Here is an 11999-nt window from a genome sequence, read left to right on the forward strand (position 1 = left end):
GAAAAAAAGCGTTGGGACAAAACGCCCCAACACTACTATTAGTACATCTTCATATATTGATCGCGTTCCCACTGATGAACAGTTGAACGGTACATATCAAACTCGATTTCTTTTGCTTCTTTAAAGTTTGCATAAATGTGGTTGCCTAATGCTTTTTGCACAACCTCGTCTTTTGAAAGTAATGTTAACGCGTCGTCTAATGCTGCTGGTAAATTATCGATACCGTTTGCTTTACGCTCTTCTTCGTTCATTACATAAATGTTACGGTTAATTGCTGGTGGTGGAGTTAACTTTCTACGAATACCTTCCAAACCAGCCTCTAAAATAACTGCCATCGCTAAATATGGGTTTGCCGATGGATCCACTGAACGAACTTCTATACGTGTTGAAACTCCACGAGAAGAAGGAATACGGATAAGCGGAGAACGGTTTTGCGCTGACCATGCTACATAACATGGCGCTTCATAGCCCGGTACTAAACGTTTATAAGAGTTAACTGTTGGGTTTGTAATCGCTGTAAAACCTTGTACGTGCTCAAGTATACCTGCCATAAACTGCATTGCCGATTCAGATAGACCTAATTCAGTAGATTGATCATAAAAAGCATTCTCTTTTCCTTTAAATAAAGAAACGTTAAAGTGCATTCCTGATCCAGCTTCACCGAATAAAGGTTTTGGCATGAATGTAGCATGTAAGCCATGCTTACGAGCAATTGTTTTAACAACTAATTTGAATGTTTGAATATTGTCACAAGCAGTAATGGCATCTGCATATTTAAAGTCAATTTCATGTTGGCCAGGTGCAACTTCATGATGTGAAGCTTCAATTTCAAAGCCCATTTCTTCTAACTCTAACACGATGTCACGGCGGCAATTTTCACCAAGGTCTGTAGGTGCTAAGTCGAAGTAGCCACCATGGTCATTTACTTCAAGACTTGGTTCACCTTTTGAATCTAATTTAAATAGGAAAAATTCTGGTTCAGGTCCTAAGTTGAAGTTAGTGTAACCTAACTCTTCCATTTCCTTCAAAACACGCTTTAAGTTATTACGTGGATCACCCGCAAATGGAGTACCGTCTGGATTATAAATATCGCAGATGAATCGCGCTACTTTCCCTTTTTCGGCAGTCCATGGGAAGATCATAAATGAATCATAATCTGGGTATAAGTACATATCAGATTCTTCAATACGTACAAAACCTTCGATTGAAGAGCCATCAAACATCATTTTGTTATCCAACGCTTTATCTAGTTGGCTTACTGGAATCTCTACGTTTTTAATTGTCCCTAAAATGTCTGTAAACTGTAAACGAATGAATTTTACTTGTTGTTCTTGTACGAGTTGCTTAATATCTTCTTTTGTATATTTACCCACTAAATTCCACACTCCTATAATTGTTCAGTACCGATTTTTATCAAATTTATATAATTTACACGCTATTGATAAAAGCGTGATAAATCCCCTTGTCGAAGAGATGTCTTTTGCATGCGCTGAGCTTGTCGCATCTCTTCACGCAAAATTTTACGTAAATCTGAATCCGAAATAACTTCTTTACTCGCCTGTTGTATTGCTGGGTCATTTTTCATGTCAAATACTTTCTTTATACCTGCCATATTAATACCCTGTTCGAGCATATCCTTAATTTCCAATAAGATATCGACATCGTTTAATGAAAACATTCGACGATTACCTTCTGTACGGTGTGGCTGAATTAAATCATGCTCTTCGTAATAACGGATTTGTCTGGCTGTAAGATCCGTTAATTGCATGACGATACTTATCGATAATAGTGGCATTGAACGTCGAATTTCACTACTCATTTAATTCACCCCCTTACCGCTATATTACGACTTGTTACGTACATTGTCAATTATATGTTAGAAAAACTGACATACGTTGTATAAATCAGCATTTTACATACTAGACTTAGAGAAGTGACCATCACAAATTGAACAGACTATATACTATTACCCTAAATTCTATAAAAACAGCGTGTATTTTAAATATTTTCCTAATATTATTATTTAATTAAAAAAATCGTCCATAAAATAGACGATTTTTTTTAAAAATTAAGTTAATTTTTGGACAGCTGCGCAAATCGCATATTTAACATGTTCATATGTTAAGCCGCCTTGGACAAAAGCTGTATATGGAGGACGAATTGGACCATCAGCAGTTAATTCAATGCTTGATCCTTGAACAAATGTTCCCGCTGCCATAATAACGTCATCTTCATAACCGGGCATATATGCAGGTTCCGGGGCAAAATGAGCATTGATAGGAGAAGCTGCCTGAATTTCACGACAAAACGCTACCATTTGTTCTGGAGTCCGGAATGCTACAGATTGAATTAAATCTGTTCGTACATCCGTATAATGAGGAGATGTCGTCATTCCGATTTCTTCTAACATTGCCGATGTAAAAATCGCACCTTTTAAACTTTGCGCAACAATATGCGGTGCCATGAAAAACCCTTGATAAAAATCTGCTAACGTATTCAATGATGCACCCGCTTCAGCACCAATACCAGGTGAAGTCATACGGTATGCGCATTTTTCTACTAGATCTGCGCGTCCTGCAATATAGCCGCCTATTTTTGCAAAGCCCCCACCAGGATTTTTAATTAAAGAACCAGCCATTAAATCTACACCTACTTCTGTAGGTTCAAGCAACTCCACAAATTCACCGTAACAATTATCAACAAAAATAACTGCATTCGGTGCAATTTCCCTAATTTTTAAAACCATTTGTGAAATTTGTTCAATTGTAAAGGATGGACGTGTTGCGTAGCCTTTTGAGCGCTGAATTGCAATCATCTTTGTATTTTCGTTAACTGCATTTTTCACAGCTTCCCAATCGATTTCCTTATTTCCGATTAGATCAACATGAGAATAGCCAATTTTGTAATCCTTTAATGATCCCGTATCTTTTTCGCCGCCGTCAACGATTGATTGAAGTGTATCGTAAGGTTTCCCGGTAATATAAAGAAGTTCGTCACCAGGTCGTAGAATGCCAAATAAACTTAATGTTATCGCATGTGTGCCAGATATAATTTGCGGACGTACAATTGCTGCTTCCGCTCCGAAAGTTTCCGCATATACACGCTCTAAATTGTCCCGACCCTCATCATCATAACCATATCCTGTAGAAGGATGCAGATGAAAATCACTTACTTGATTATTTCGAAAAGCAGCTAGTACTTTTTGTTGGTTAAAAAATGCGCGGTCATCTACTTGTTGATGATAAGTACGAACCTTTTCTTCAACTTTCGTCGCTAGCTTTATAGTTTCTGGTGTTAATAATGATTGAAATGCCATGATTTACTGCTCCATTCTGTTCAAACTGTTACTATTATACCTTAAAAAAATTAGTTTTGACGAATGTTTGAAAAACTGCTATCCTCATGGCGATAGTATTAGTTGGATTGGGAGAGATGAATATGGCTTGGGAGGTATTCAGTGTTATCGGGACCATAGCATTTGCAATATCAGGCGCAATTGTAGCTATGGAAGAAGAGTACGATTTATTTGGTGTTTATATATTAGGAATTGTTACAGCTTTTGGTGGGGGTGCAATCCGTAATATATTGATTGGTTTACCAGTTTCGACTTTATGGAATCAGGAAATGATGTTTCAAATTGCACTAGCTGCTATTACCATTTTCTTTTTAATACCGAATCACTTTATAAAACATTGGAATCGTTGGGGAAATGTAACCGATGCAATTGGATTGTCTGCTTTTGCAATTCAGGGCGGGATGTATGCTGTCCATTTAGATTTGCCCCTTGCCGCTGTTATCGTAGCAGCAGTATTAACAGGAGCTGGTGGTGGTGTTGTACGTGATCTTCTTGCTGGAAGAAAACCGATAGTTCTACGTCATGAAATATATGGGGTTTGGGCTGCATGTGCCGGTTTCTTACTTGGGCTTGAAATCTTTAAAGGTGATATATTTTTGTATATCTTATTTGTCCTAATTACTGCTTTGCGTATTTTATCGTATACAAAGGGCTGGGGATTGCCTTCGAAAAAAATAAGCATAGCAAAATAAGCATAAAAAAGCTGTATCAAAAGTCAAATTTACTTTTGATACAGCTATTTTAGTTGGAAAATATGTGCGGCTACAATTGAAAGGGAGCGTGTCCTAAACACTGCCCAACATTCCCCTGTTAATAATTACTTGAATTCCAACTCTCCGTCATAGGCCATCATACCGCCTTCGAGATTCGTTACATCAAAGCCATTTTCCGCTAAATATTCACAAGCATTCGCACTACGAACGCCACCTTTACATACAACTATATATGATTTCGAACTATCCAATTCATCTGTACGTTCCGGAATAGAACCAAGTGGAATATGTACTGCACCTGGGATCATTCCGTGCTCCACTTCAAAATTTTCACGTACATCGATTACATTCAAATCTTCATTCGCATCCAATAAATTAATCAGTTCATCTGTCGTCATTGTTTTCATTATAATTCCTCCAATACTTGTACCATCTTAGTCATTATAATCAAACAATTAATATTGCGCTACCGTTTAGCCGGATTACTCTTCTTCATCAAGTAATGCAACATTTTTGGCAGGAACAAAAGTAGAAATGGCATGCTTGTAAATTAATTGCTGCTTCCCTTCTGATTCCAGTAAAACAGTAAAATTATCATAAGATTTAATTAAGCCTTTTAGTTGGAAACCATTCAGTAAAAATACCGTTACAAAAGTATTGTTTTTGCGTAAATTATTTAAAAACGTATCCTGCAAATTCAGTGATTTCATCATCGTCTAATCTCCCTTACCATAGTATACATGCAATAGTTAATTATTCGTTATTCATGTAAGATTTACCTTTTAAATTTAAAATATTTTAGATTATACTTCTAACGGCATCCCAATCATTTCCAATCCAAGAGATATCCATTTTATTTCGGAAGTATGTCAATTGGCGTTTAGCGTACCTACGGGAGTTTTGCTTAATTTGTTCGATTGCTTCTTCAAGTGTTACTAAACCATCAAAATATGCATACAACTCTTTATAGCCAATCGCCTTAATCGACTGTACATCCCGGATACCCGCATTATATAATGCTCGCACTTCTTCAAGCAGACCAGCTTTCATCATCAAATCTACACGTAAATTTATACGTTCATATAATTTCGCACGGTCCATGTCCAGTCCGATAATTAAATGATTGTATAGGGGAATATTACCGCGGTTAAATTGCTCTTCTGCGCGGGATACACCGGCAAGCTCTGCCATTTCCAATGCACGAATGACGCGTCTCGTATTATTCGGATGAATTTCTGCTGCAGAAGCTGGATCAATTATTGCTAATTTGGCGTGCATCGCTTCTGGACCTAATTTCTCCAATTCCTCATAATATTTAAGACGCGCTTCTTCATCGACTTCTTGTTTTGTAAATTGAAAATCATAGAGTACTGACTGTACATAAAGTCCCGTTCCCCCTACGATAATTGGCATTTTACCGCGGGCTTGAATTTCTTCAATTTTCCCTCGGACTAGCTGTTGATATTCTGCTACGGAAAATGCTTCTGTAGGTTCTTTAATACTTAACAGATGATGTGGAATCCCTTCCATTTCATCAACAGTGATTTTTGCTGTACCGATATCCATATGGCGATAGACTTGCATTGAATCCCCATTAATGATTTCCCCATCTATTTCTTTTGCTAAACGTATGCTCAACGCTGTTTTACCAGATGCTGTAGGGCCAATAATGGCCACTACATCAATTTTATTATTCATCTTTTAACCACCGTACTATTATTTCCATTACTTGATCCTTCTTTTTTTCATTTAATATTTCATGTCGCATTCCTTCAAGCAAATGTACCTTCACATGCTCCAGCCCAGCGTCCACAAGCTGTTTACCTGTACGCAGAACACTTTTCCCATTTTCATCTGCAATCGGGTCAAGTGTACCGCTTATGAGCAATATTTTTAAATCAGGACGAATGCGTGCATTTTGATTTTTGTTTTTTAACGTAAGAATCCCACCGGTTAAATCTGAAAAAAATTGGTGAGTCGCGATAAAACCGCATAAAGGATCCTCAATATACTTTTTCACTTCGTCTTCATCAGTAGTGAGCCAGTCAAAGTTTGTTTTTGGATTTTCTATGTGCCGGTTAAAACCTGCGAAACTAAGCTTATGCATTAGGAGACTTTGTTCTTTTGCGCCTTGCAATTTCACTAATTGACCTGCAATGGCATGACCAGCTTCATGTAGTAATTTTGCAGAACCTGTACCGCTCAATACTAAGCGTTCAATCATTCCGCTATGTTGCTGTATGAAGCGTCGAGCAATAAATGAGCCCATACTATGGCCAAATAAAATTGGACGACCTGTTGTTTTTTCTGTTAAATTTGCGAGTATTTCATATACATCCTCCACTACACGTTCAAAACCATTCTGATCACCATAATAACCGGGCATACCATTTTTTTGTGCTGTATATCCGTGACCTCGATGATCATGGGCTGTTACGAAATAGCCTTCTTCACAGAGTTTTTCGGCAAAAGCTTCATAGCGTTGACTATGCTCGGCCATTCCATGCAAAATATGAACATGCCCCATCGTTACTTGGTTTGGTTTAAAAGTGCGCACAAATATATCGTGCCCATCTGACATTGTTATAAAGAAAGATTGCTGTTCCAAAAACTCCACCCCTTTTAGGAATTTACATTACTCGTTTGAACATTTTCTCGACTTCATATGATGTAAAATGAATTAAAACAGGGCGTCCGTGTGGACATGTAAATGGATTATCTGCATTTCGTAAATCCTTAATCAGTCTTTCCATTTGCTCTTTATTTAAAAAATGATTTGCTTTAATGGACTTTTTGCAGCTCATCATAATCGCTGCATCTTCACGTAATTTTTTGATATCTGTTTTTCTAGCTTTTAAAACCTGTTCGATCAATTCTTCAATAACTTCCTGTTCTTCCCCTTTTGGAAACCAGGTCGGATATTCTCTTACAACAAATGAAGAAAGTCCAAATTCTTCTAAATAAACGCCCACTTCCTCAAGCGCTTCTTTAGATTCTTTTAAACGCAATGCCTCATCTGCAGCATAATGGAAAGTTAAAGGCATCAGTAATGTTTGACGTTCATTTGCATTTACTTCTCCCACTTTATCACGGTAATATTCATACTTAATTCTTTCTTGTGCAGCATGCTGGTCGATTAAATAAAAGCCGTCTTCCATTTGTGCCACTATATACGTCCCGTGAATTTGACCGACAATTTCAACATCCGGAAAATGACGTTTTATTTCAGGTTGAACAATTGGCCGTTCTTCCTCGGAAGGTACTGATTTCATAAATGGTTCTGCAGGTAACTCCATCTGGGACATCACTTCATGGGCATCTTCGTATTGTATGGAATCCTGATTTTCTACTGAAAGCGGAGCATACGGTTCTTTTACTACGGATGTATCACCTGATAATCTTTCCACAATAGAAGTTAGCTTATCCTCATCAAATACTGGCTCCGATGCTTTTACAGGATTCCAAATATTCATCTGCTCTTGTGCGGGACGAATTGGCTTTTCCTTTTTTTCTGCCAGTGGAATGCGTATTTCTTCCCGAATAGCCAAGCGGATTGTATCTTCAATTAGCTTTAATAGCTCTGGTTCTTTACTTAAGCGAACTTGATGCTTTGCAGGATGGACATTGACATCGGTTAACTGCGGGTCTCCCTCAACATAGAGAAGGACAATCGGGAATCGCTCAATCGGTAAATACGTATGGTACGCATTAATAATCGCCTTTTGAATAACAAAGTGCTTGACCCATCGCCCATTGACGAATAATGACATATAGTTTTTTGATGCACGGGTAACTTCAGGCAGGCTGGCAAAGCCGTGAATTTTATAGTCATTATTACTCGCTTCAAACGGCAGCATTTTTTTTGCATGATGTGCACCGTATATTGCAGCTAATACTTGCTGTACTTGACCCCGTCCATTTGTTTGAAGCAATGTTTGATCATTATGCACCAATTTTATCGCGATCTTTGGGTAGCCGAGCGCTATTCGGTTAATAAAGTCAATTGTATGACCGAGTTCCGTTTGAATGGTCTTTAAATATTTTAGTCGAGCCGGTGTATTGAAAAAGAGCTGGGCTACAGTAATATCTGTCCCACGACGAAGTGCAGCAGGTTTATGCTCTTTTAAATGTCCTCCTTCTAAATATAAATGCATACCACCCTCACCATCGGATGTCCGTAATGTTAATTTAGAGACAGAGGCTATTGATGCTAATGCTTCACCGCGAAAGCCGAGTGTTCTGATTCTAAATAAATCTTGCTCTTTTTCGATTTTTGATGTGGCATGCCGAGAAAAAGATTTAAGTGCATCTTCTTCATCCATTCCACTACCATTATCTATTACCTGAATGGAGCTAAGACCAGCTTCTTCAAGAAAAACTTCAATCGATGTACTACCGGCATCAATTGCATTTTCAACTAATTCTTTGACGACGGACGAGGGACGTTCCACTACTTCACCGGCGGCAATTTTATTGGATAGCCACTCATCCATTATTTGAATTTTCCCCAAAGCTGTTCCCTCCTTATTTATTTCCTAAAAGCTTTTGTTGGAGTTCGTATAGTAATGTCATTGCCTGCATTGGTGTCGTTCCCATAACATTTAATTTTGTTAACGTATCAAGCACTTCTTGCTGCTCTGGTGCTATAGCAGGCTCCTCAGAAATTGAAAATAACGAAAGCTGCAATTCTTCGTCTGATTGTTTTTGAGGGGGCTGTTCCACAACGGCTGGAGTCTGTTTAAGATCACTTTTAGATGATTTTTCCGCAGTATGTGTCGCTTCAAACTGCTCAAGTAAAATACGGGCACGCTGTAAAATAGCTTCAGGCATTTCTGCAAGTTCTGCTACATGTACACCGTAGCTTTTATCAGCCGCCCCTTTTTTTACTTTGTGCAAAAATACGACCCGTCCATCTTGTTCTGTTGCACTCACATGAACATTTTGCAATCGAACTAGTTCGTTCTCTAAATCAGTCAACTCATGGTAGTGGGTTGAAAATAAAGTATTTGCCCCTATTTCTTCATGAATATATTCCATCATTGCCTGGGCCAAACTCATACCATCATACGTTGAAGTTCCGCGTCCAATTTCATCAAACAGCAATAAACTGTTCTTCGTCGCATGTGTAATAGCATGCTGTGACTCGAGCATTTCAACCATGAATGTCGATTGTCCTGCGACTAAATCATCCGCTGCCCCTATACGTGTGAAAATTTGATCGGTAATTGGCAATATCGCTTCATCTGCAGGTACGTAACATCCAATTTGCGCTAATACTACAATTAAGGCAACTTGACGCATATACGTACTTTTCCCCGACATATTCGGTCCGGTAATAAGCATCATATTTTTATCATCTGTCAATATGCAGTCATTTGGTACATAGCTTTGTTTATTAAGCATCTTTTCTACGACAGGGTGTCGTCCTTCAATAATTCGCAGTCCGCGCCCTTCATGGAATTCAGGCTTTGTAAAACGATACTTGTCTGTCACCGCTGCAAAGCTCATCAAAACATCAAGCTCACTAATTTCTGCGGCTAATGCCTGAACACGTGGAATAAATACCTTCAAACGGTCACGTAATGCAACAAACAAATTATATTCAAGTGCTAAACTTTGTTCTTCTGCATTTAAAATGAGTGCTTCTTTTTCTTTCAGCTCTTCCGTAATAAAGCGCTCTGCATTTGCTAAGGTCTGTTTTCGTTCAAATCGGCTTAAATCCGTATTATTTAAATGAGACTTTGTGATTTCGATATAATAGCCAAAAACACGATTATAGCCTATTTTTAAATTTTTAATGCCTGTTATTTCACGTTCTTTCTGTTCAAGCTGCGCTATCCAATCTTTACCGTTGCGTGATGCATCGCGATATTCGTCCAACTGCTTATTATATCCATCACGAATCACATCACCTTCCTTAATCGAAATCGGAGGATGATCCGTAATTGCCTCTGCCAATAGTTGCTCAACATCATCACAAACATCCAGCTTTTGCCCTAGAATGCTACATTTTTCAAGACCACTATTAATTAATTTTTCCTGAATTTTTGGTACTTGGCGTAAAGATTCCCGCAGTTGGGCTAAGTCACGCCCTCCAACAGAACCAAATGCAACACGTCCCGCTAATCGCTCCAAATCATACACATTTTTTAATAATCCCGTTAATTCATCGCGTAAAAAGAAATCCTCTAACAACTCGGTCACAATTGATTGTCGCGATTCGATTGCCTTTTTATTAGCCAATGGTTGGTGTAGCCATTGCTTTAATTTCCGTCCACCCATTGCTGTAACTGTTTCATCCAACAGCCATAATAACGTGCCTTTTGAATCTCCGCTACGGATTGACTGTATAAGCTCTAAATTACGTTTGGAATTAGTATCAATTCGCAAAAAGTTGTTTGCCTCCGTATAATTAAACGGCTGGATATGGGATAAAGAGCGCATTTGTGTTCGTTCCACATATTGCAATAGCCGTTTAGCCACTCCTTGCAGATTGGCCGGCAAATGATTTACATATTGCGCAGCACGTACTGCTTCCATTTCCTCCATCTCCAATGATAAAACAATACCCCCTGCCTCGGCATATTCCGCCAACAGTAACTGTAGCTGCTCTGTAACAATCACTTCTTTAATTGCATAAGATTGTACTTGCTGAATTAATTGTTTCGCACTGCCTTCAATTATCGAACAATTAGATTCACCTGTAGATACATCTAAATAGGCAAACGCAATTTCGTTCTCCCCTATACTTTCTGCCGCTGCAATAAAATGATTTGACTTGCCATCAAGTGCTTTTCCTTCTGTAATTGTTCCAGGCGTAATAACTTGGACAACTTCACGTTTCACAACACCTTTTGCATGTTTTGGATCCTCTGTTTGTTCACAAATTGCTACTTTATAGCCTTTTGCGACGAGTGTTTCAATATAGCCCTGTGCAGAGTGATGTGGAACCCCACACATTGGAATCGGATTATCAGTATTGCCTGCACGTGCAGTTAATGTGATTTCCAATAATTGTGATGCATTTATAGCATCATCAAAAAATAATTCATAAAAATCGCCTAAACGATAAAATAAAAAAGCATCCTTATAATCCTGCTTTACGAGCATGTATTGTTGCATCATCGGTGTATATGTAGTCATGTTTATTTCCCTCACTTGCTAAAACTTGTACAAGTATTATACCATTAGCCTCGTAATTTTCCTTGTATCCGCAATGAAAAAAGGATTGTTTGAAAGAAATCTTCAAACAATCCCAAACTGCCCAGCTTATAATGCTGATAATGTTCGCTCTTTAATAAGTGAGTTTTTTAATTAAATCGTTTATGAGAATGACGAGGATTCATAGTCTCCACTAGACGAACTAGATGAACTAGACGAGCTGGAAGATGACGAACTTGATGGCTGCTGTGAGCTTTCCTCGTAAGACCAATCTTCCTCATAGTCAAGTGGGTGCACATTAATGACTACAGTTGTTTCACCGATAATTTCCACTAAAAATTCGCGTTCAATTGTTACTTGGAATTTATCCCCCTGCTTCGTAATTACAGCCTCTATACAATTTGGTTGCTGTAATACACGAGTTTTCACATCATTTGAATCGACTTCTTCTCCATCACGGAATGACAGTTTAATACGATCCTTATAAGTGATTGTTTCTGTATGAACTGCCGTTTTTGAATGGTTGCTATAAGCATACCATACATTCACATCGAACTTCCCTGTCACATCAACAAATTTACCATTACGCTTTGCTTGATAATGATGATTGATTACCCAGCAACCTAAAATGCTTGTTGGCGCATTCGGTGGACTGAGCGTTTCAACACATTCGGTACGCTTTTTCCCTTTCGCTATAACTGCTTTTGTCACAATTTGGCGTAAACGCTTCACCGAACATCTCTCCTTTCTTCAACTACTCGATTTATTGT

The 11999-nt window shown here is 38.3% G+C and carries 11 protein-coding genes; 1 reads left to right on the forward strand and 10 read right to left on the reverse strand.

Going from position 1 to position 11999, the window contains the following annotated elements; all coding sequences use genetic code 11:
- Positions 1–38: 38 nt before the first annotated feature.
- The 3 genes from glnA to NYE67_RS12910 all read right to left on the reverse strand — a co-directional run bounded on the left by glnA (position 39) and on the right by NYE67_RS12910 (position 3316).
- Positions 39–1373: a type I glutamate--ammonia ligase gene (gene glnA / locus NYE67_RS12900; RefSeq protein WP_191700279.1), complete on the reverse strand. Its 1335-nt coding sequence runs from the start codon at positions 1371–1373 to the stop codon at positions 39–41.
- A 62-nt stretch (positions 1374–1435) separates the two neighbouring features.
- The gene (locus tag NYE67_RS12905; protein ID WP_191700280.1) at positions 1436–1819 is read right to left on the reverse strand and encodes a MerR family transcriptional regulator; all 384 of its coding nucleotides are present in this window, start codon (positions 1817–1819) and stop codon (positions 1436–1438) included.
- A 249-nt stretch (positions 1820–2068) separates the two neighbouring features.
- Positions 2069–3316 (reverse strand): methionine gamma-lyase family protein, encoded by a 1248-nt coding sequence (locus NYE67_RS12910; RefSeq protein ID WP_340730268.1) that lies wholly within the window; start codon positions 3314–3316, stop codon positions 2069–2071.
- A gap of 122 nt (positions 3317–3438) precedes the next feature.
- Between NYE67_RS12910 and NYE67_RS12915 the strand changes: the two genes are divergently transcribed.
- Positions 3439–4047: a trimeric intracellular cation channel family protein gene (locus NYE67_RS12915; RefSeq protein WP_340730913.1), complete on the forward strand. Its 609-nt coding sequence runs from the start codon at positions 3439–3441 to the stop codon at positions 4045–4047.
- Positions 4048–4172: 125 nt separating this feature from the next.
- Here the strand turns inward: NYE67_RS12915 and NYE67_RS12920 are convergent, their stop codons facing one another.
- The 7 genes from NYE67_RS12920 to cotE form a co-directional block, all read right to left on the reverse strand.
- Complete coding sequence (locus NYE67_RS12920; protein ID WP_340730269.1) at positions 4173–4475, reverse strand: rhodanese-like domain-containing protein; 303 nt, start codon at positions 4473–4475, stop codon at positions 4173–4175.
- Between the two features lie 75 nt (positions 4476–4550).
- Positions 4551–4781 (reverse strand): RNA chaperone Hfq, encoded by a 231-nt coding sequence (gene hfq / locus NYE67_RS12925; RefSeq protein ID WP_191700283.1) that lies wholly within the window; start codon positions 4779–4781, stop codon positions 4551–4553.
- 85 nt (positions 4782–4866) lie between these two features.
- Positions 4867–5766: a tRNA (adenosine(37)-N6)-dimethylallyltransferase MiaA gene (gene miaA, locus NYE67_RS12930; RefSeq protein WP_191700284.1), complete on the reverse strand. Its 900-nt coding sequence runs from the start codon at positions 5764–5766 to the stop codon at positions 4867–4869.
- Positions 5759–6676 (reverse strand): alpha/beta fold hydrolase, encoded by a 918-nt coding sequence (locus tag NYE67_RS12935; RefSeq protein WP_191700285.1) that lies wholly within the window; start codon positions 6674–6676, stop codon positions 5759–5761. Before NYE67_RS12935 ends, miaA begins: the two co-directional genes overlap by 8 nt.
- Before the next feature lie 22 nt (positions 6677–6698).
- Complete coding sequence (mutL, locus tag NYE67_RS12940; protein ID WP_339213095.1) at positions 6699–8579, reverse strand: DNA mismatch repair endonuclease MutL; 1881 nt, start codon at positions 8577–8579, stop codon at positions 6699–6701.
- A 13-nt stretch (positions 8580–8592) separates the two neighbouring features.
- Positions 8593–11211, reverse strand: a complete 2619-nt coding sequence (mutS, locus tag NYE67_RS12945) for a DNA mismatch repair protein MutS (protein WP_340730270.1) — start codon at positions 11209–11211, stop codon at positions 8593–8595.
- A gap of 180 nt (positions 11212–11391) precedes the next feature.
- On the reverse strand, positions 11392–11961 hold the full coding sequence (cotE, locus tag NYE67_RS12950) for an outer spore coat protein CotE (RefSeq protein ID WP_191700288.1): 570 nt from the start codon (positions 11959–11961) through the stop codon (positions 11392–11394).
- Between the last annotated feature and the right edge of the window lie 38 nt (positions 11962–11999).

This window comes from Solibacillus sp. FSL W8-0474 (assembly GCF_038004065.1).
GTDB classification, from domain to species: Bacteria; Bacillota; Bacilli; order Bacillales_A; family Planococcaceae; genus Solibacillus; species Solibacillus faecavium.